The sequence below is a fragment of the Paenibacillus sp. PK1-4R genome, assembly GCF_030369595.1.
Lineage (GTDB): Bacteria > Bacillota > Bacilli > Paenibacillales > Paenibacillaceae > Paenibacillus.
The window spans coordinates 874,719-895,371 of record NZ_CP126535.1; the positions used below are offsets into that span (position 1 = coordinate 874,719).

17 protein-coding genes and 1 riboswitch are annotated in these 20,653 nt (G+C 47.8%); all 17 genes read left to right on the forward strand.

All coding sequences use genetic code 11. The annotated features are described in order from the left end of the window. Nucleotides 1-156: 156 nt before the first annotated feature. A riboswitch (purine riboswitch) is annotated at nucleotides 157-258 on the forward strand. Between the two features lie 193 nt (nucleotides 259-451). The 17 genes from purE to QNO02_RS03755 all read left to right on the forward strand — a co-directional run bounded on the left by purE (nucleotide 452) and on the right by QNO02_RS03755 (nucleotide 20,603). Next, nucleotides 452-937, forward strand: coding sequence for a 5-(carboxyamino)imidazole ribonucleotide mutase (purE, locus tag QNO02_RS03675; protein WP_105602018.1), 486 nt, complete (start codon nucleotides 452-454; stop codon nucleotides 935-937). Next, the gene (gene purK, locus QNO02_RS03680) at nucleotides 934-2,136 is read left to right on the forward strand and encodes a 5-(carboxyamino)imidazole ribonucleotide synthase (protein ID WP_289391119.1); all 1,203 of its coding nucleotides are present in this window, start codon (nucleotides 934-936) and stop codon (nucleotides 2,134-2,136) included. The genes purE and purK overlap by 4 nt, the downstream gene beginning before the upstream one ends. Continuing rightward, nucleotides 2,133-3,431: an adenylosuccinate lyase gene (purB, locus tag QNO02_RS03685; RefSeq protein WP_036668399.1), complete on the forward strand. Its 1,299-nt coding sequence runs from the start codon at nucleotides 2,133-2,135 to the stop codon at nucleotides 3,429-3,431. Before purK ends, purB begins: the two co-directional genes overlap by 4 nt. Before the next feature lie 243 nt (nucleotides 3,432-3,674). Then, nucleotides 3,675-4,547: a phosphoribosylaminoimidazolesuccinocarboxamide synthase gene (locus QNO02_RS03690; protein WP_091038777.1), complete on the forward strand. Its 873-nt coding sequence runs from the start codon at nucleotides 3,675-3,677 to the stop codon at nucleotides 4,545-4,547. A gap of 601 nt (nucleotides 4,548-5,148) precedes the next feature. After that, nucleotides 5,149-5,394, forward strand: coding sequence for a phosphoribosylformylglycinamidine synthase subunit PurS (gene purS, locus QNO02_RS03695; RefSeq protein WP_017690695.1), 246 nt, complete (start codon nucleotides 5,149-5,151; stop codon nucleotides 5,392-5,394). Nucleotides 5,395-5,398: 4 nt separating this feature from the next. Beyond that, nucleotides 5,399-6,088 (forward strand): phosphoribosylformylglycinamidine synthase subunit PurQ, encoded by a 690-nt coding sequence (purQ, locus tag QNO02_RS03700; RefSeq protein WP_036606071.1) that lies wholly within the window; start codon nucleotides 5,399-5,401, stop codon nucleotides 6,086-6,088. Further along, nucleotides 6,066-8,309, forward strand: a complete 2,244-nt coding sequence (gene purL / locus QNO02_RS03705) for a phosphoribosylformylglycinamidine synthase subunit PurL (protein WP_289391120.1) — start codon at nucleotides 6,066-6,068, stop codon at nucleotides 8,307-8,309. Before purQ ends, purL begins: the two co-directional genes overlap by 23 nt. Beyond that, a complete protein-coding gene (purF, locus tag QNO02_RS03710; RefSeq protein ID WP_091038782.1) occupies nucleotides 8,294-9,772 on the forward strand; it encodes an amidophosphoribosyltransferase in 1,479 nt (492 codons plus the stop codon). Before purL ends, purF begins: the two co-directional genes overlap by 16 nt. 3 nt (nucleotides 9,773-9,775) lie before the next feature. Further along, on the forward strand, nucleotides 9,776-10,222 hold the full coding sequence (locus QNO02_RS03715; protein ID WP_289391122.1) for an immunity 26/phosphotriesterase HocA family protein: 447 nt from the start codon (nucleotides 9,776-9,778) through the stop codon (nucleotides 10,220-10,222). Between the two features lie 261 nt (nucleotides 10,223-10,483). Beyond that, nucleotides 10,484-11,524, forward strand: a complete 1,041-nt coding sequence (gene purM / locus QNO02_RS03720) for a phosphoribosylformylglycinamidine cyclo-ligase (RefSeq protein ID WP_289391123.1) — start codon at nucleotides 10,484-10,486, stop codon at nucleotides 11,522-11,524. After that, a complete protein-coding gene (purN, locus tag QNO02_RS03725; protein ID WP_289391124.1) occupies nucleotides 11,524-12,141 on the forward strand; it encodes a phosphoribosylglycinamide formyltransferase in 618 nt (205 codons plus the stop codon). The genes purM and purN overlap by 1 nt, the downstream gene beginning before the upstream one ends. A 294-nt stretch (nucleotides 12,142-12,435) precedes the next feature. Further along, nucleotides 12,436-13,983, forward strand: coding sequence for a bifunctional phosphoribosylaminoimidazolecarboxamide formyltransferase/IMP cyclohydrolase (gene purH / locus QNO02_RS03730; RefSeq protein ID WP_289391125.1), 1,548 nt, complete (start codon nucleotides 12,436-12,438; stop codon nucleotides 13,981-13,983). 129 nt (nucleotides 13,984-14,112) lie between these two features. Next, nucleotides 14,113-15,378 (forward strand): phosphoribosylamine--glycine ligase, encoded by a 1,266-nt coding sequence (gene purD / locus QNO02_RS03735; RefSeq protein WP_289391126.1) that lies wholly within the window; start codon nucleotides 14,113-14,115, stop codon nucleotides 15,376-15,378. Between the two features lie 716 nt (nucleotides 15,379-16,094). Next, entirely contained in the window at nucleotides 16,095-17,432 is a 1,338-nt protein-coding gene (locus tag QNO02_RS03740; RefSeq protein ID WP_133387389.1) for a hemolysin family protein, read from the forward strand. A 263-nt stretch (nucleotides 17,433-17,695) separates the two neighbouring features. Then, nucleotides 17,696-18,778 (forward strand): hemolysin family protein, encoded by a 1,083-nt coding sequence (locus QNO02_RS03745; protein WP_124118555.1) that lies wholly within the window; start codon nucleotides 17,696-17,698, stop codon nucleotides 18,776-18,778. Nucleotides 18,779-19,032: 254 nt separating this feature from the next. Further along, nucleotides 19,033-19,983, forward strand: coding sequence for a ring-cleaving dioxygenase (locus tag QNO02_RS03750; RefSeq protein WP_251035167.1), 951 nt, complete (start codon nucleotides 19,033-19,035; stop codon nucleotides 19,981-19,983). A 14-nt stretch (nucleotides 19,984-19,997) separates the two neighbouring features. Continuing rightward, the gene (locus QNO02_RS03755; RefSeq protein WP_249913560.1) at nucleotides 19,998-20,603 is read left to right on the forward strand and encodes an alpha/beta hydrolase; all 606 of its coding nucleotides are present in this window, start codon (nucleotides 19,998-20,000) and stop codon (nucleotides 20,601-20,603) included. The last annotated feature ends 50 nt before the right edge of the window (nucleotides 20,604-20,653 follow it).

Genomic DNA, 20,653 nt, shown 5'->3' on the forward strand with positions numbered 1-20,653 from the left:
AATTCCCGAACATTATATTTGTCAATATGTTAAATGTTCGTCTTTAAGTTGACATTAGCTGTAGGGGATTGTTAGAATGTTAGATGTGTCGATCAGGTAAGAATAAGGTCGAGTAGGAACGAAATGTGTAATAAGAGATTACCAAAATGAACGAAGATAGTTTGATAGATATTTGCTCGTATAACGCCGGGAATAGGGCCCGGAAGTATCTACCCGGGAACCGTAAATTTCCGGACTACGAGGAGATACGGCTGAGAGTCGCATGCAACCAGATGCGGACAGCAAGCCCCCCTTTGGCATGCCCAAATGAGGGATACGTATTTCTTGGAGTCCGGTGTCCGAAGAAAATGTGATGTTTTCGCGGGTAGCGGATTTTTTCATTTCACACGTAATAAGAGTTCCTTAATATCAGATGTAATCAAAAAAGCTCAGACGGGAGTTGGATGTATTCATGTCACTGCAAGTCGCTGTAATTATGGGCAGCAAGTCGGATTGGGAAACGATGAAGCATGCGTGCGAGGTACTGGATGAACTGGAAATCGGATATGAGAAAAAAGTTGTCTCAGCCCATCGTACACCGGATTTGATGTTCGAATACGCAGAGCAAGCAATTGATCGGGGATTCAAAGTGATCATTGCAGGCGCAGGCGGGGCAGCACATCTACCAGGTATGGTCGCTTCCAAAACGATGCTTCCGGTCATTGGTGTTCCGGTTCAATCCAAAGCATTGAATGGCCTTGATTCCTTGTTGTCCATTGTTCAGATGCCTGGCGGAATTCCCGTCGCAACTGTGGCGATTGGCAAGGCAGGGGCAACCAATGCAGGATTGCTGGCAGCTCAAATGATCGGTGCTTTTGACCCGGATGTCCAACGTCGCTCTGAAGCTCGCCGAGAGCGCATCAAACAAGAAGTACTCGAAAGCAGTGAAGAACTATGAGTAGTACAGGGAACCAATCCGGTATAGCAGGTGAGTTGAAAAATGTCCTGCTGCCCGGGAAAACAACCATCGGCATTCTTGGAGGCGGACAGCTCGGACGTATGATGACGCTCGCAGGAACGGCAATGGGGTATCGATTCGTTACCCTTGATCCCGCTGCGGATGCACCTTGTGGTCAAGTTGCTCGTCAGATTGAAGCTGGTTATGACGATGCCAAAGCTGCACTTGAACTGGCTTGGCAATGCGATGTCATTACGTATGAGTTCGAAAATGTAGATGCAGAAGTCGCTGGGCTGCTCGAGCGTGAGTCTTACGTTCCGCAAGGAAGTGCGTTACTGTACACCACACAACATCGGTTGCGTGAAAAACGAGCAATTGAAGCTGCTGGAGTAAGAGTTGCGCCTTATCGTGAGATCACGAGTGCGGATACGATGCTTGTTGCTGTAAGCGAACTTGGAGTGCCATGTGTACTGAAGACGGTGACTGGAGGCTACGATGGCAAAGGCCAGCGTGTAATTCGGGAAGCGAGTGAGGCGGTTGCCGCATATGAAGAGCTTGCAGCTACAGGTGCGGAACTGGTGCTGGAACAATTCATCAAGTTTGCATGCGAGATATCGGTCGTTGTAGCGCGTAGTACAAATGGGGAGATCAAAACGTTCCCGCCAGCGGAGAACATTCATGTAAATAACATTTTGCATGCTTCAATTGTACCGGCTAGAGTTGCCGCAGACATCCAGATTGAAGCGCAAAAGCTGGCAGCAGCGGTGGCAGAATCAATGAAGGCTGTTGGATTACTTGCTGTGGAACTGTTTGTAGCGGCGGATGGAAGACTGTACGTCAACGAACTGGCGCCAAGACCACATAATTCCGGTCACTATACGATGGAAGCTTGTGCGACTTCCCAGTTCGAACAACATATCCGTGCGATCTGCGGATTACCACTTGGGGACACTTCGTTATTGAGTCCGGTTGTTATGGTCAATGTGCTTGGAGAACATCTGGAAGGCATTATCGCCAGAACAGGGCAACCTGATGCAGAAGCGATAGAGCTCGGTGTGATTCCCAAGCTTCACATATATGGTAAAACCGAAGCGAAAACAGGACGTAAGATGGGGCATGTGAATCTGCTCTGTCAGGATGTTGAAGAAGGATTGCAATGGATTGAACAAACTAACCTCTGGAGGAATACAAATTCATGATTGAACGTTATAGCAGACCCGAAATGAGAGCCATCTGGACCGAAGAGAACAAATTCCAATCGTGGCTGGAAGTTGAAATTTGTGCATGTGAGGCGTGGGCTGAACTGGGTGTTATCCCTAAGGAAGAAGCAGCATTGCTTCGTCAGAACGCATCTTTTGACATCGACCGCATCTATGAGATTGAAAAGGAAACGCGTCATGACGTTATCGCATTTACACGTACAGTATCTGAAAGTCTGGGTGCGGAGCGGAAATGGGTGCACTACGGACTGACTTCCACAGATGTCGTGGATACGGCTCTGGGTTATGTACTGCGTCAAGCGAATGAGATTTTGGAAAAGGATATTGTGAATTTCATCGAAATTCTTCGTGAAAAAGCACTGGCTTATCAGCACACACCAATGATGGGACGTACGCACGGCGTGCATGCAGAGCCAACGACATTTGGACTGAAAATGGCATTGTGGCATGAAGAGATGAAACGGAACCTGGAGCGTTTCCGTCATGCAGCAGACAATGTACAATACGGAAAAATCTCAGGCGCAGTAGGAACGTACGCGAACATCGATCCGTTTGTCGAAGAGTTTGTATGCGAGAAGTTGGGCACGAAACCTGCGCCAATCTCGACTCAAACATTGCAACGTGACCGTCACGCGGAATATATGGCTACACTGGCGTTAATCGCAACATCCCTGGACAAGTTTGCTACAGAGGTACGTGCACTACAGAAGAGTGAGTTCCGTGAAGTGGAAGAAGCTTTTGCTAAAGGTCAAAAAGGATCTTCCGCGATGCCGCACAAGCGTAACCCAATCGGTAGTGAAAACATCTCCGGTCTGTCCCGCGTCATTCGCGGACATATGGTATCGGCATACGAGAACGTAACGCTCTGGCATGAGCGCGACATCTCTCATTCTTCTGTAGAACGTATCATTCTGCCAGATGCAACGATGCTGCTGAACTACATGCTGAACCGTTTTGGCAACATCGTGAAGAACCTGACGGTATTCCCTGAAAACATGAAACGCAACATGGAGCGTACCTACGGGGTACCATTCTCCGGTCGCATCATGACAAAGCTGATCGACAAAGGTTTCAGCCGCGAGCAAGCATACGATACGGTTCAACCACGTGCGATGCAAGCATGGGAAGAACAACGTCAGTTCCAGGATATCGTGAAATCCACACCGGAAATCACGGAAGTACTGAACGAAGAGGAAATCGCAGATGCGTTCAACCCGTCATGGCATCTGAAGCACGTAGACACCATCTTCAAAAAGCTCGGTCTGAACGATTAATATATAAGGTATTCTACTCCCTAAAAGTATAGGTTGATTATGTGTTCACGCTGGAACGGAGAAGGCAGAAAAAACCTGAAGAAGCAAAGCGCTCGCCTTTATCACAGGATTTTCCCCTTTAGAAAGGGGATCAGAAAAATCCAGGGATAACAGCGATCGGAAGGTTCTTCTGCATTCGGAGTGGCCCTGCGTGATGAAGGGAATTGGACGTATACTTTACATCTCCTGAAAGAAGGTGAGCCCATGGCACTGTCCACTGCGGCAGATCTCGTTAAAGCACCTCTGTTATATAAAGGAAAAGTACGTGAATTGTACGATCTGGGTGAACATTTTCTAATCGTGGTTACCGACCGAATCTCGGCATTTGATTATGTGCTGGACCCGGCAGTTCCCGAGAAAGGAAACGTACTGAACAAACTCAGCAGTTTCTGGTTTGAACTGACAGGTAGCATGATGGACAATCACGTGGTTCATACCGATGTGAATCAACTGGGTGACCTGATCACAGACCCTGAATTGCTCAAAGACCGCATCATGGTAACCCGCAAAGCAGAACGCATTGATATTGAATGTGTCGTGCGTGGATACATCACTGGTGGTGGATGGAGACAGTACGAAACGAGCGGTGAAGTGAATGGCATTAAACTGCCTGAAGGACTGCGCAAGAACGCCAAGCTCGAAGTTCCCATCTTCACCCCGGCTGCCAAAAATGATGTAGGGCACGACGAGGACATCTCGATGGATCGCATGAAAGAACTGGTGGGAGACGGACTTGCAATGGAGCTTCAGGAAAAAAGCCTGCGACTGTACGAATTCGCTCGCGATTACTGTGATCAGCGTGGCATCATTCTCGCAGACTGCAAATTCGAGTTCGGCATCGTGGATGGCAAGGTCATCCTGATTGACGAAATCTTCACCCCAGATGCTTCACGCTTCTGGGCCAAAGAGAATTATGAACTCGACATCGAGATCGACAGCATGGATAAAGAGCCAGTGCGCACCTATCTCGCTGGAACCGATTGGGACAAGAACAGCAAACCTGATCCACTCCCACAAGCGGTAGTTGAAGCAACAACCGCAAGATACGTCGATATTTATAACCGTTTAACGAAATAATAAAGTTTAACGTTTGAGCGAGAGGCTATGGGAAAGTTTGAGGAAGCTAACGTTTGAGGTGGGCTGCGGGAAAGTTTGGCTTTCGATCGCTGTTGCCCCCGGAATGTTTTGATTGGAATCCTTTTTTCAAAAGGAAACATTCCGGTTGCAAAGGCGAGCACTTCGTTTCTCTAGCTCAAATCTTTCCCTCCGCCAGTGTTCAAACTGGTGGGTGAGGCAATGAAGAGCGGTGGCTTCCCACAGGTAGGGGAAGCCTGAGAAATTAAGAGAATTAAATTCATTAATTACTAAAGTTACTCAAAGACCATTTACTATTTCCGCGTAATGGTCAGTCTCGACCATTACACACCGTGCAACGTAAAAGGTTTAGGCCTTTAAAAAACGTCGCATGGACTAGCGGAGGGGCGGAATTGTTCTTAAAGGAGCGATAGCGTTCGCCTTTGTCCCCGGGTTTTGACCGCAGAGCGGGCCAAAACAATCAAAAAACCTGGGGACAACAAGCGACCGGAAAGAACAATCCGCCCCGGAGCAAGCTCCACACCCCATTTTTAACAGCATAAAGCATTTATCCCGTTCATTACTGAGGAGGAACATAAGGATCATGATCAAAGCAACCGTATATGTCACTATTAAGCAAAGCGTACTCGACCCGCAAGGCGTAGCTGTTCAAGGAGCCCTGCATTCAATGGGATTTAACGAAGTGGAAAGTGTACGGATCGGTAAAGTCATGGAACTGAACCTGGATACAACAGATCGTGCGGAAGCGGAGAAACGATTGAAAGTCATGTGTGAAAAGCTGCTGGCCAACACCGTTGTTGAAGATTACCGCTACGAATTGGAGGGTTAATCTCATGAAATTTGCAGTTCTTGTGTTCCCTGGCTCCAACTGCGACATCGACTGTTACAAGGCAGTGGAAGATGCGATTGGACAAGAGGTTGATTATGTATGGCACACGGCTACAGATCTTTCGGCTTATGATTGTATTTTAGTTCCGGGTGGTTTCTCTTATGGTGACTACTTGCGTTGCGGAGCGATTTCCCGCTTTGCACCGGTAATGAACGAGGTAGCGAAAGCTGCTGAACAAGGTAAATATATTTTGGGTATTTGCAACGGATTCCAGATCCTGACGGAAGCAGGATTGCTTCCAGGTGCATTGATCCGTAACACTTCCCTGAAATTCCGTTGTCACGATACGGTATTGAAAGTGGCGAATGCAGATACACCATTTACACGTGACTATGCACCGGGCGAAGAGATTATCATCCCGATTGCTCACGGTGAAGGCAACTATTATTGCGACGAGGAGACGCTCGCGAGTCTGCAAGCGAACAACCAGATCGTATTTACGTATGGTACCAACCCGAACGGTTCCCTGGGTGATATTGCAGGAGTCTGTAACGAGGCTGGAAACGTGGTCGGCATGATGCCGCATCCAGAGCGTGCAGTGGATTCACTGTTTGGTTCGGAAGACGGCAAACGTATGTTTACATCTATTTTGAAAGCATGGAGGGATCGGCATGACGCAGCAGCTATCCGCTAAGGAACCGACAGCAGAACAGGTCGCAGAACATAAACTTTACGCACAAATGGGCGTATCTGACAGCGAGTATGAGCTGATCTGTGAGTTCATGGGGCGCAAGCCAAACTACACAGAAATTGGTGTGTTCAGTGTAATGTGGTCCGAGCACTGTGCTTATAAAAACTCCAAGCCATTGCTGCGCCGTTTCCCAACCACTGGACCACGTGTCCTGATGGGACCTGGTGAAGGTGCTGGTATCGTGGATATCGGTGATAACCAGGCTGTTGTATTCAAAATTGAAAGCCATAACCATCCTTCCGCGGTTGAGCCTTATCAAGGTGCGGCAACAGGTGTGGGCGGCATTATCCGTGATATTTTCTCCATGGGTGCAAGACCGGTTGCATTACTGAACTCCCTTCGTTTTGGCAAGCTGGAGAGCGATCGCGTTAAATATTTGTTCGAACATGTTGTAGCGGGTATTGCTGGATACGGTAACTGTATCGGTATTCCTACCGTTGCAGGCGAAGTGATGTTTGATGAGAGCTATGAAGGCAATCCGCTGGTTAACGCGATGTGTGTGGGTCTGATTGATCATGACAAGATTCAGCGCGGCGTAGCTAAAGGTGTAGGGAACCCGGTTTATTATGTAGGGCCACCAACAGGCCGAGATGGTATTCATGGAGCAACCTTTGCATCGGTTGAACTGACGGAAGAATCCGAGTCCCAACGGACAGCGGTTCAGGTCGGTGACCCGTTTATGGAGAAACTGGTAATGGAATCTTGTCTGGAATTGATCGACACGGGCATCGTGCTCGGAATTCAAGATATGGGTGCTGCGGGTCTGACATGTTCGAGTGCAGAGATGGCAAGTAAAGCGGGTAACGGTCTGGAATTGTATCTGGATCAGGTACCACAACGTGAAGAAGGCATGACGCCTTACGAGATGATGTTGTCTGAGTCCCAAGAACGCATGTTGTTCGTCGTTGAGCCGAAGGATGAGGCACAGGCGATGGAAATCTTTGAACGTTGGGGCGTAATCTGTGCCAAAGTTGGTAAAGTAACGGATGATGGTCGTCTGAAATTGATTCACCACGGCGAAGTGGTTGGAGATATGCCAGTAACGGCACTGGTTGACGAATGTCCAGTCTATGACAAACCTTCTTCTGTACCTGCATACTACGAGCAAAGTGCTTCCATCGACACGCTTCGTTACGACGAAGTGTCGGATCTCGGCGGAGCGCTGAAACAAGTGCTGGCTTCACCAACCGTAGCGAGTAAAAAATGGGTGTATGATCAATACGATTACATGGTGCGTACAAGCACTGCCGTTCGTCCAGGTTCGGATGCAGCCGTAGTTACGATTCGTGGCACGCGCAAAGGTCTTGCGATGACAACGGACTGTAATGGACGTTATGTGTACCTTGATCCTGAAGTTGGTGGACGGATTGCCGTAAGTGAAGCAGCGCGTAACATTGTATGTTCCGGTGCAGAGCCGCTGGCGATCACGGACAACCTGAACTTCGGTAACCCGGAGAAGCCGGATATTTTCTGGCAAATGGAGAAAGCGGTAGACGGTATGGCAGAAGCTTGCCGTGTGCTGGATACGCCGGTCATCGGTGGTAACGTAAGTCTGTATAACGAAAACGCCAAAGGCTCCATCTATCCAACGCCAGTTGTCGGTATGGTAGGTCTCGTTCATGATACGGATCATATCACGACACAAGCATTCAAATCCGAAGGTGATGTCATCATCCTCCTCGGTGAAACAAAAGCTGAACTGGGTGGCAGCGAGCTGCAATACGCGGTTCATGGTCAGACGGAAGGTCGTCCACCAGAACTGAACTTGCAAACGGAAAAAGCGTTGCTCAGCACCGTACTGGAAGCTATTCAATCCGGTCTCGTTCGCTCTGCGCATGACTTGTCTGAAGGCGGCTTGGCTGTTGCACTCGCAGAGTCTTGTATCAGCGGTAACGTAGGAGCACAGGTGAATGTGGAGACTGCACTGCGTGCAGATCACGTCCTGTTCAGTGAGAGCCAATCCCGTATCTTGTTGTCCGCTACGCCAGAGCAAGCGGGTAAACTTGAAGCATTTGTACGTGAGCGCGGTGTACCTGTAGCTGTGATTGGACGTGTAGAAGGAAGTAACCTGACGATTGAATTGAACGGAACATCAGCCGTGAGCGAACCTGTAGGAGGTTTGGCTCAGGTCTGGGAGGATGCGATTCCATGTCTCATGAACTGACGACAGGACCGTTGTGGACAGGCGATTATTATAATGAAGGGTCCGGCAAGGAAGGACTCGACAAATTGAAGGAAGAATGCGGTGTGTTCGGGGTGTTCAGACACCCTGACGCGGCTTCGCTCTCCTATTATGGACTGCATGCGTTGCAACATCGGGGCGAAGAAAGTGCAGGCATGTGTGTGAGTGATGGCAGCCAGTTTAACTATCATCGCGGCATGGGTCTGGTGAAAGAAGTGTTCACCAAAGACCTGATGCAGACGTTAACCGGGGATATTTCCATTGGACATGTCCGGTATTCAACAAGTGGTGACAGTAAACTGACGAACGCACAGCCACTGGTATTCAAATACCGTGATGGCGATTTGGCAGTAGCGACCAACGGAAACATCGTGAATGCACCAACGATCCGGCGTGAGCTGGAGCAGAGCGGTTCCATTTTCCAAACAACGAGTGATACCGAGGTCATTGCGCATCTGATTGCACGATCCTCCAAAGGGCTTGTGGAAGCGGCAAAAGAGGCATTCCAGCGCATTGTGGGCGGTTATGCATTTCTGATCATGACCAATGACAAGCTGCTTGTGGCTTCCGATCCGCACGGACTTCGTCCGCTGACGATGGGTAAGCTGGGAGATGCGTATCTGTTTGCATCCGAGACGTGTGCACTGGAAACAATCGGCGCAGAGTTAATTCGTGATATTGAACCGGGTGAACTGCTCGTGCTTGATGCAGATGGTCTGCACGAAGATCGCTTTGATCATCACAAACACCGCAAGGCATTATGTGCGATGGAATATATATATTTTGCTCGTCCCGATAGTGATATGAATGGTGCGAATCAGCATGCTGCCCGTAAACGGATGGGAAGCCGGATGGCGATTGAGTCGTTTGTGGATGCGGACTTGGTTACGGGGGTACCAGATTCCAGCATCTCGGCGGCGATTGGATACGCTGAACAGACAGGCATTCCGTATGAGATGGGTATGATCAAAAATAAATACACCGGACGTACGTTTATCCAGCCAAGCCAGGAATTGCGGGAGCAGGGTGTAAAGATGAAGCTGAGCGCTGTGCGTCGCGTTGTGGAAGGAAAACGTGTGGTTATGATTGACGACTCCATTGTACGGGGAACAACCTCCCGTCGGATCGTTAACATGCTGCGTGATGCAGGAGCTACCGAAGTCCATGTACGCATTACATCACCACCTTTCAAAAACCCATGTTTCTATGGCATCGATACACCGGACAGCCGTGAATTGATCGCCTCACAACTGTCGGTGGAAGAAATTTGCCGTGAGATTAATGCGGATTCCCTGTCGTTCCTCAGTCCGGATGGACTGATAGCATCGATTCAGGGAGATAATCAGGATGATCCCAAAGGCGGGCTTTGCCTCGCATGTTTTGATAATGATTACCCAACCCGCCTCGACTTTGGCGGGGAAGAAAAATTCGGCTGCAGCTGTTAATCCATGCGGATGAGAACGAGTTATAACGAAGGCGATGTATTTCTGATTCCGATGAAGGATGGCCGATTTGCAGTATGCCAAGTGGTATGCGCGCTTAAAGGCCGTTTCAAAAAGGCATTTTCGTTCGGCGTGATGAGCATTCAGCGTGACGAAACCGAAAGGTTGGAAGATGGCGATTTTCTCGTCTGTTCTTTCGGTCAACGTAAGAGCAACGTGATCTTCACGTCGCCCAAATTGCTGAAAGATGGAACATGGCGAATCATCGGTAACATCCCGCTGACTCCTACGAAGAAGGAACTGCAAGTTTTCCAGTGCTCTGGTGAAGTATACAACGGAGATGAATACATTCGAATGATTCCGCCAGATGAGTACAAACAATATATTTCGCTGAGTGTCGCTGGATTTGAGTTGGTACAGAATCATCTGCTAGAGATGAGCACTAATAAATGAGTTGGACTATTTATTTACACAAAAACGGAGAGGACAGAAAAAACCTGAAGAAGCGAAGCGTTCGCCTAAAAGCTTTCTGAAAGAAAGCTGCATCGGAAGCGTAAGCTATCACCGGATTTTCCCTTTGAAAAAAGGGAATCAAAAAATCTGGGGATAACAGCGATTGGAAGGTTATTCTGTCATCGGAGTGTTACGGTGTAAATATCTTTAGTTCAATATTATATAGCTCAATTTATACAAGATACGAAGGGTGTGATGGTTGTGTCCGAAGCATATAAAAAGGCCGGCGTCGATATCGCGGCAGGTAATGAAGCGGTTGAACGGATGAAAAAACACGTGAAGCGTACCTTCCGTCCGGAAGTGATGACAGATCTGGGTGGATTCGGTGCCCTGTTCGGTTTGAACAAAGATAAATACGATGAGCCTGTGCTTGTATCCGGTACGGATGGCGTAGGCACCAAGCTGAAAATTGCATTTGCCATGGACCGTCACGATACCATCGGAATCGACGCGGTAGCGATGTGTGTGAACGACATTGTGGTACAGGGTGCAGAACCACTCTTCTTCCTTGACTATCTGGCATGTGACAAAGTTATTCCTGAGAAGATCGAAGCTATTGTTGCGGGAATCGCTGAAGGCTGTCATCAATCTGGCTGTGCGCTGATCGGTGGCGAGACGGCGGAAATGCCGGGCATGTACAGTGAAGGCGAATACGATATTGCCGGATTCACGGTGGGTATCGTGGACAAAGCAAAGATTATCAACGGCACAACCATTGCCCCTGGCGACACAGTGATTGGTCTGGCTTCCAGCGGTGTGCATAGTAACGGATTCTCGCTGGTACGCAGACTTTTGTTGGAAGATGCGGGTCTTGATCTGCATGATGAAGTAGCGGAACTGGGCAGTAAGCTGGGTGATTCCCTGTTGGAACCTACCAAGATCTATGTTAAACCCCTGTTGTCCCTGCTGGAAAAGGTAAAAGTAAAAGGCATGGCACACATTACAGGTGGTGGCTTCATCGAGAATATCCCACGTATGTTGCCTAGCAACGTGAATGTGGATATTAACTACGGCTCTTGGCCGATCCTGCCAATCTTCAACCTGTTACAGGAAAAGGGTGCTGTCTCGAACCGTGACATGTTCACCACATTTAACATGGGTGTCGGGCTTGTCCTAGTCGTTAATGAAGCAGATGCATCGGAAGCGCTGGAACAACTGAAAGCATCTGGTGAAGAAGCGTACATCATTGGCCGTGTTACTGAAGGAGATGCGCGAGTAACCTTCACGGGAGCGGATGTTTAATGGCGAACTACCGCATAGCTGTATTTGCCTCGGGTGAAGGGTCTAACTTTCAGTCATTGGTTGATGCAGTACGAAACGGTGGGCTGGAGGCATCCGTAGAACTGCTCGTGTGTGATAAACCGGCTGCACGTGTTGTGCAGCGGGCACAGGATGCAGGCGTGGATTGTCATCTGTTTACTCCGAAAAATTATGCTTCCCGTGAAGCCTATGAGGCAGAGATCGTGGAAGTACTTGAATCCAAAAAAATCGACTTGGTTGTTCTTGCAGGATATATGAGATTGCTGACTTCCGTTGTGGTGGATCGTTATGCAGGGCGGTTGATTAACATTCATCCGTCCTTGCTACCGGCATTTGCAGGCAAGGATGCGATTGGACAGGCTCTCGAATATGGCGTGAAAGTTACAGGCGTAACGGTGCACTTTGTGGACGGTGGCATGGATACAGGGCCGATTATTGCCCAGCATCCCGTTCCCATTTTGCCAGAGGATACGCCTGAGTCAATCAGCCGCTCCATCCATGCAGCCGAACAGCAACTTTACCCTGAAGTGGTATCCTGGTTCGCTCAAGGTCTGGTTCAATTAGACGGACGTCACGTTACTGTTAACAAACCGGTTTGATATAAGTTGAAATTTTTTTGCACATTAACGGAGAGGACAGAAAAAACCTGAAAAAGCAAAGCGGTCGCCTTTATCACCGGATTTTCCCTTTAAGAAAAGGGAATCAAAAAATCTGGGGATAACAGCGATTAGAAGGTTGTTCTGTCATCGGAGTGTCCCGTGTAAACATCTTAGTTCCACTTATATAACAGAAGTCGAATATTGGTACGCATTTTGTGATATTTCTCGGGAAATAAATCGGCTGTGTTTCGTCAGGAAACGCGAAGCCATGGGACATTAAAGGAGGAGCATATTGTGAGTATCAAAAGAGCGCTGGTCAGCGTATGGGATAAAACAGGCATCGTGGACTTTTGCCGCGAGCTGTCGCAAATGGGTGTGGAGATTATTTCGACAGGAGGTACAAGCAGCCTATTGTCGAAGGAAGGCGTACCTGTCATCGGAATTTCGGATGTGACCGGGTTCCCGGAAATCATGGACGGACGTGTTAAAACATTGCACCCGGCAGTTCATGGTGGGTTGCTGGCTGTTCGTGACAGCGAAGAGCATAAGCGCCAGATGGAAGAGAACGGATTGGGTTATATTGACCTCGTTGTCGTAAACCTCTATCCCTTCCAAGATACTATCGCCAAACCGGATGTGACGTACGAAGACGCGATCGAGAACATCGATATCGGTGGTCCAACCATGCTTCGCTCGGCTGCCAAAAACCATGCCTTTGTCAGTGTCGTTGTTGACACAGCAGATTACGGCAAGGTGCTTGAAGAAGTGCGCAGCAATGGAGATACCACACTCGAAACACGCAAACGGCTTGCGGCAAAAGTGTTCCGCCATACAACGGCTTACGATGCAGTTATTTCTGACTATCTCTCTAACCTGAACGGCGATCCGTTGCCAGAGCGTCTGACGGTTACTTACGAAAAACTCCAGGATTTGCGTTACGGCGAAAATCCACACCAGCAGGCGGCATTCTACCGCAAACCGCTGGCTGCACAAGATACGTTGACAACAGCCGAGCAATTGCATGGCAAAGAGTTGTCTTACAATAACATCAACGATGCGAACGCAGCATTGCAGATTGTCAAAGAATTTGAAGAACCGGCGGTTGTTGCGGTTAAACATATGAACCCATGCGGCGTAGGTATTGGTGCAAGTATCTATGAAGCTTACAGCAAGGCATATGCTGCAGATCCAACGTCTATCTTTGGTGGCATTGTGGCAGCGAACCGCATTATCGACAGCGATACAGCAGGCAAATTGAGCGAGATTTTCCTGGAAATCGTTCTTGCCCCTGACTTTACACAAGAGGCACTCGATATCCTGACGAAGAAGAAAAACATTCGTTTGCTCAAAACGGGTGAACTGAATGCTGCTCGTAAACGGGAAAGCCAATTCGTGGTAACGTCTATTGACGGTGGTATGATCGTGCAACAGTCCGATGTACACTCCATCGAAGCGAGCGAGCTGAACGTGGTAACGGATCGTGCGCCTTCGGAAGAAGAACTGAAACAGCTGTTGTTTGGCTGGAAAGTAGTTAAACACGTGAAATCCAACGCGATTGTACTTGCAGCGAATGACATGACGGTAGGTGTGGGCGCTGGACAAATGAATCGTGTGGGTGCAGCCAAAATTGCGATTGAGCAAGCGGGCGAGCAAGCAAAAGGTGCTATTCTGGCATCCGATGCGTTCTTCCCAATGGGTGATACGCTGGAACTGGCAGCAAAAGCCGGAATTACAGCGGTAATTCAACCTGGTGGTTCGATCAAAGATGAAGAATCCATCAAAGTAGCCAATGAATATGGAATTGCCATGGTCTTCACAGGCATTCGTCACTTCAAACACTAGAGCAAAAAAGATTTAATAAGGGGTGTCGCCAGTCATACTTATGACTTATGGTACACCCCCTCTTTTTTAGGTTTTTTAACACGCATTAGCGTAACAAATCCAGATATGTACGGAGGGGGAACAGAACGAATGGATATTCTGGTAGTAGGCGGCGGTGGCCGGGAGCATGCAATCATCTGGGCACTGGCTAAGAGTCCAAAGGTAGACAAGATTCACTGTGCACCGGGAAATGCAGGTATTGCTCAGCTCGCTGAGTGTCATGCCATTGCGGTAAATGAATTCGATAAACTAACGGCTCTTGCTGTAGAGCTTAAAGTGGGATTGGTGGTTATTGGTCCGGATGATCCGCTTGCAGATGGCATCGTGAATGCATTTGATTCGACAGGTATTCCGGTATTCGGACCTCGTCGCAATGCAGCAGAGATCGAAGGAAGTAAAACGTTCATGAAGGACCTGCTGTACAAATATAACATTCCAACCGCAGCCTATGAAAAATTCGACAACTACGAACAGGCTCAAACATATCTGAATGAGCAAACAATCCCGGTTGTCATCAAGGCAGATGGACTGGCAGCGGGCAAAGGTGTGACGGTAGCTTATTCGCGTGAAGAGGCTGATCAGGCACTTCGCAGCATCATGGTGGAGAAGGTATTTGGTGAAGCAGGAGCCAAAGTGATCATCGAGGAATTCCTCGCAGGGCAGGAAATGTCCATTCTGGCTTTTGTCGATGGGGAGACGGTTCGTCCGATGGCGGCAGCACAGGATCACAAACCTGTATTCGATAATGACCAGGGGCCAAACACAGGCGGTATGGGTACATATTCACCATTGCCACATATCCCTGCTTCTATTATTGAGGAAGCCGTGGAGACGATCATTAAACCAACGGCTAAAGCGATGGTGTCCGAGGGACGTCCATTCCAAGGTGTATTGTTTGCCGGACTGATGATCTCGCCAGATGGCAAACCCAAAACGATTGAGTTCAACGCACGTTTTGGCGATCCGGAAACACAGGTCGTATTGCCACGTCTGAAAAGTGACTTGTTCGATATCTTCTGGGCAACCGTTCATGGCAAGCTGGCTGATATTGAGATTGAATGGAGTGATGAAGCCGCAGTGTGTGTGGTACTTGCTTCAGGAGGATATCCGGGACCTTATGCCAAAGGTGTAGTCATTGAAGGACTGGATCAAGTAGATGATGCCGTGGTATTCCACGCAGGTACTGCGCGTAGTGAAGCAGGAGATTGGGTCACCAATGGTGGACGGATCCTGGGCGTAGTTGGACTTGGTGCAGATATTGCCGAAGCTAGAAACAAAGCCTACGCAGAGGCGGAGCGTATCCGATTTGATGGCAAACATCAGCGGACGGATATAGCTGCCAAAGCACTGGTATAGAATGAATACAAGAGCCCGTATAGATGTATACCGGAAAGGTATTTGCATCCTGCGGGCTCTTTGCTGCGTATATAGATGTATCTTGTGCAAACGGCCGGACTTGTCCATACGGGAAAGAACATGGGAAAGATACGAAACAGGATTAAATTAGGGAGATCAGGCATGTTTAATGCCCTAAAGTAAGGGGTAGTATTTTTATAAATTGGACTATACTAAACATGTGAAGATTATCACATTACGAGGTAATATCAATCATATTATATAAAGTACGTAACATACATAGAGACTAATTTGTGAACATTATACTGTAAGCTTGTGGCAAACCATAACGTGCAACTGGATGGTTGAGCGGGAAACATGGTATACTTTTCGGAAACAGGAATGAGTACGAGGGGAGGTGGATATCTATTGGGTAGGCGATATTGTAAATTGTCCAAATGGCGAATCTAGGTGGAGTTAAGCGAGGAACAATTGACAGCATGAGGGGTAACCCGATTTGAATGAAGAAGTTTCTGCAAGTCATTGACTTCATCTTGAATTCCTGTTTTGTATTTTACAAGGTCAAACAGTACGACATATACAAATATGATCATTATTCGATTTCATATAAGGCATACGCCATGATGAACGACAAACAGCGCATGAATGGTTAACCTAGTTAACGGATCACGCTGTAACTATCTCTGGAGGTGAATCCCTGAGAACCGGGGAAATCATTGGACATAATTACCATATTGAATATCGCTTTACTTATTATCTTGATTGCATTGACTGCATTTTTCGTAGCATCGGAGTTCGCTGTAGTCAAAATTCGTACATCAAGAGTAGATCAACTGGTTGCCGAAGGCAATAAAAAGGCAGTACTTGCCAAAAAAGTTGTCTCGGACTTGGATTATTATCTGTCAGCCTGTCAGCTCGGTATTACGGTCACTGCTCTAGGACTGGGAGCGCTCGGCAAACCGACGGTTGAGAGATTGTTATACCCGGTATTCAATTATTTAGATGTACCTGCTTCGATCTCATCAATTGCTTCCTATGCGATTGCCTTTATCCTCGTCACGTTTTTGCATGTGGTTGTTGGTGAGATGGCACCGAAAACGCTGGCGATTCAATTTTCAGAAAAACTGACATTAATGCTTGCCCCATCACTATACTGGTTCGGTAAAATCATGTATCCGTTCATCTGGGCGCTTAATGGAACCTCTCGTGTTCTTCTGCGAGGATTCGGTGTGAAGCCTGCCAAACATGATCAAGCCTACTCGGAGGACGAGATCAAGATCATCATGAACCAGAGTTATGAAGGTGACGAGAACAACAAGACCAAGCTTTCATATCTGGAAAATGTATTTGTGTTCGACGAACGTGATGCCAAAGACATCATGGTACCACGTACGGAACTGGTGACATTAGATCAGGATATGACCTATGACGATATTATTCCCATATTGGATGAACATAACTATTCACGTTACCCTGTCATCGAGGATGGGGACAAGGACCGCATTATCGGCGTTGTGAATGTGAAGAAGATTTTGCCTGACATGGTAGCCGCAAGATCATATCAACTAAGCGAGTTCGTTCGTGAGATCCCATTTGTTTCCGAAGTTACACGTATCCAGGATGCGATGATTAAAATGCAGCAGGAACGTGTACACATGGCCGTGGTCGTGGATGAATACGGCGGTACTTCGGGAATTATTACGATGGAGGATATTCTGGAGGAGCTGGTCGGTGAGATTCGTGATGAATTCGATGCCGATGAGGTGGCGGATATCCAGGAGACCGGAGAGAATCAATACCTCATTAATGGTCGGGTACTTTTGGATGAAGTGGAGCGGCAGTTCGGGCTTAGCTTTGAAGGAAACGAAGAGATGGATACCGTAGCTGGATGGATTCAATACCAGAAGGGTGTAGGTGTGGAAAAAGGCGACACGGTAGAACACGGTGATTATGTCTGGACCGTTGTGGATACCGAAAATTATCACATCAAGCAAGTTCTTCTGGAGCGGGTAAACGGCGCGCAGGTTGAGGAAGCTGCTAGCGATCTTGCGTAATGTTGGTTCGATCATAACTGTAATCTAGGGTCGACGGCCCTCAGAATTTAAATGTTTTGGCAACGTAACAGTGTAGGGGACGGAATCGATTCTGAAGAAGCGTAGCGTTCGCGTTTGCAAACCAATTCTATACCTTTGAAAACAACAATCAGGGAAATTTGGAGGCAATGGCGCTCGGAAGAACGAGCCGTCACCGGAACGTCACTCGTGCAACCTTATTTTAAATTTTAATGGAGGTGAATCCCTCAGGTTGAGGGAAATCATTGGACGGAATAATAGCCTTGAATTTATTTTTAGTAGCCGTATTTATAGGTCTGACAGCCTTTTTCGTTGGAGCCGAATTTGCAATTCTTAAAGTACGGATGTCCCGAATCGATCAATTGATCTCGGAAGGTAACAAAAAGGCAGTACTGGCCAAAAAAGTGGCGCACAACCTGGATTATTATCTGTCAGCATGTCAATTGGGGATTACCATCACGGCGCTGGTATTGGGAGCCTTGGGTGAACCTACCGTTGAGAAAATGCTTCATCCGCTCTTTGAGCGCATGGAAGTGCCGGCGGCATTGTCTACCGTGCTTTCCTATGGTATTGCTCTGGCGATCATTACCTTCCTGCACGTGGTTATTGGTGAATTGGCACCGAAAACGCTGGCGATTCAGTTTGCAGAGAGAATGACGCTGTTGTTGGCACCACCACTGTACTGGTTCGGTAAAATCATGAATCCGTTCATCTATGCGCTGAATGGAGCTGCTCGTCTGTTGCTTGGTATCTTTGGTGTAAAACCTGCCGGGCATGATACCGTTCACTCCGAAGAAGAGCTGAAGCTGATTATGGCACAGAGCTACGAGAGTGGCGAGATCAACCAGACGGAGCTGGACTATCTCAAAAACATTTTTGCTTTTGATGAGCGTTTGCTTCAGGAGATTATGATTCCACGAGATAAAATTGTTACTCTGAATAAGGAAATGCCGCTTGATCAGATCATTGAAACGCTGAATCGACACGAATACACCAGATACCCTGTTATTGCGAATGGGGATCAGGCGCACTTTGTGGGCTTTATTAACACAAAAGAAATGTTGACGAGTGTAGCAGCGGGCAGAGACTTTAATATGGAGACATTTGTTCACAATACGCCGAGTTTCTCCGAGCGTTCTCCAATCAAGGATGTACTGATCCAGATGCAGCAAAGCCGTGTACACATTGCTACCGTGAAAAACGAGGCAGGTGCTACGGTAGGTATGGTTACGATGGAGGATATCCTTGAAGAGATTGTCGGAGATATCAAGGATGAATACGAGCATAAAGATTTGGTGAATCCACCAAAAAGAATGAAACTGGTTTAAGAAGCAGTGATACAAACGTGATACAGGTATACGAAACAACTAATCAATCGTTATAACGCTAAGCAGGTTCCCTGAGTGATCGGGGCCTGCTTTTTTGTATTAAATCTTAATTTTAAAATAAAAGCTTGCATATTGAGGTCCAATGGATTAATATAAATTTAAAGAATCTTAATTTAAAGATAAATAACGAAAAGCAATAAATAAAAGAAGCAAAACTAACCTATGATACTACTAAAACCAAGGGAGTGGAGATTATGTTCAGAACTTCAGGAATTCATCATATTACAGCTTTTGTAGACGATGCACAGAAAAACGTTGATTTTTATGCAGGTGTGTTGGCGCTCAGACTGGTGAAAAAAACAATTAACTTTGATGCACCAGACGTGTATCACTTGTATTATGGGAATGAGCAGGGTGCACCGGGCACAATCATCACCTTTTTCCCACAGCAGAATTCAAGAAGAGGTGTCATTGGTTCCGGTCAGACTGGAGTTACCGTATATGCGGTTCCTGTAGGAAGCCTGTCTTTCTGGAAAGAACGTCTTGCTTCCTTCGATATTCCATATGAAAATAAAACCAGATTCGGTGAGCAGTACATTCGTTTCTTCGACAAAGGCGGTCTGTTGCTTGAACTGGTTGAGCGTGAAGGCGGTCAGCCAAGCAACTGGAGTTTTAACGGTGTGACACCAGAGCATGCCATCAAAGGATTCGGTGGTGCCGTATTGTTCAGTCATGTTCCTGAGAAAACCATGGACGTATTGGTGAGCAAACTCGGTCTGGAGCAGGTCGGTGAAGAGAACGGACTCCTTCGTCTTCAGGCAAGCGGCGATATCGGTCAGATCATCGATATTCAGTCAACAGGTATCCAGCGCGGGATTGGTGGAGCCGGAACGGTTCACCACATTGCATGGCGTGCCAAAGATTACGTGGAGCATGAACAAATTCAGCAGGATCTTGAACAATCCGGGTATCATCCAACGCCAGTCATTGACCGTCAATACTTCAACGCTGTGTATTTCCGGGAGCCGGGAGGTATATTGTTCGAACTGGCTACGGATCCTCCGGGATTTGCACGGGATGAACCAGCAGAGAGCATGGGTGAGAAACTGATGTTGCCTGAATGGTATGAACCACAGCGTGAGCAGATTGAACAATTGTTGCCACGAATTGAAGTACGTGAATGGAAAGGAGAGTCCAAATCATGACCACAACCAATACAATGAAACATATCTATAAAGCAGGTGCTCAGCCGGATGCTCCAACGATCCTGTTGCTTCATGGTACAGGCGGAACCGAGAATGATCTGATCGGTCTGGCGGAGATGATCGCACCAGGAGCTGGCATACTTGGGGTGCGGGGTAATGTATCGGAGAACGGGATGCCCCGTTTCTTCCGCCGCTTGGCCGAAGGTGTTTTTGATGAAGAAGATCTGATTGCTCGTACGGCTGAGCTGGGATCTTTTGTCGATGCAGCTGCGGTGGAATACGGTTTTGATCGGTCCAACGTGTATGCACTGGGTTACTCTAACGGTGCCAACATTGCGGCAAGCTTGATCTTCCATCAAGCAGATGTATTCAAAGGTGCAATTCTGCATCACCCGATGGTACCGCTGCGCGGACTCGAACTGCCGGATCTGAAAGGTCTGCCTGTGTTCATTGGTGCGGGCGAGAACGATCCGATTGTACCCAGACGTGAAACGGAGGAACTCGCTTCGCTGCTGAGCGGTGCAGGTGCCGATGTAAACACACATTGGGAGCGTCAAGGTCATCAGTTGACTCGTACCGAGGCAGAAGCCGCGGCAGCTTGGTATAAGACACAGGCGTAAATTGGGTGGATAGACGGTTATGAAACGTATAGAGACAGCCTGATTGTGAA

Excerpts from the sequence above, each read along its gene's own strand:
- purE (WP_105602018.1), top strand. The coding sequence starts at position 452 with ATGTCACTGCAAGTCGCTGTAATTATGGGCAGCAAGTCGGATTGGGAA.
- purK (WP_289391119.1), top strand. The coding sequence starts at position 934 with ATGAGTAGTACAGGGAACCAATCCGGTATAGCAGGTGAGTTGAAAAAT.
- purB (WP_036668399.1), top strand. The coding sequence starts at position 2,133 with ATGATTGAACGTTATAGCAGACCCGAAATGAGAGCCATCTGGACCGAA.
- QNO02_RS03690 (WP_091038777.1), top strand. The coding sequence starts at position 3,675 with ATGGCACTGTCCACTGCGGCAGATCTCGTTAAAGCACCTCTGTTATAT.
- purS (WP_017690695.1), top strand. The coding sequence starts at position 5,149 with ATGATCAAAGCAACCGTATATGTCACTATTAAGCAAAGCGTACTCGAC.
- purQ (WP_036606071.1), top strand. The coding sequence starts at position 5,399 with ATGAAATTTGCAGTTCTTGTGTTCCCTGGCTCCAACTGCGACATCGAC.
- purL (WP_289391120.1), top strand. The coding sequence starts at position 6,066 with ATGACGCAGCAGCTATCCGCTAAGGAACCGACAGCAGAACAGGTCGCA.
- purF (WP_091038782.1), top strand. The coding sequence starts at position 8,294 with ATGTCTCATGAACTGACGACAGGACCGTTGTGGACAGGCGATTATTAT.
- QNO02_RS03715 (WP_289391122.1), top strand. The coding sequence starts at position 9,776 with ATGCGGATGAGAACGAGTTATAACGAAGGCGATGTATTTCTGATTCCG.
- purN (WP_289391124.1), top strand. The coding sequence starts at position 11,524 with ATGGCGAACTACCGCATAGCTGTATTTGCCTCGGGTGAAGGGTCTAAC.
- purD (WP_289391126.1), top strand. The coding sequence starts at position 14,113 with ATGGATATTCTGGTAGTAGGCGGCGGTGGCCGGGAGCATGCAATCATC.
- QNO02_RS03750 (WP_251035167.1), top strand. The coding sequence starts at position 19,033 with ATGTTCAGAACTTCAGGAATTCATCATATTACAGCTTTTGTAGACGAT.
- QNO02_RS03755 (WP_249913560.1), top strand. The coding sequence starts at position 19,998 with ATGAAACATATCTATAAAGCAGGTGCTCAGCCGGATGCTCCAACGATC.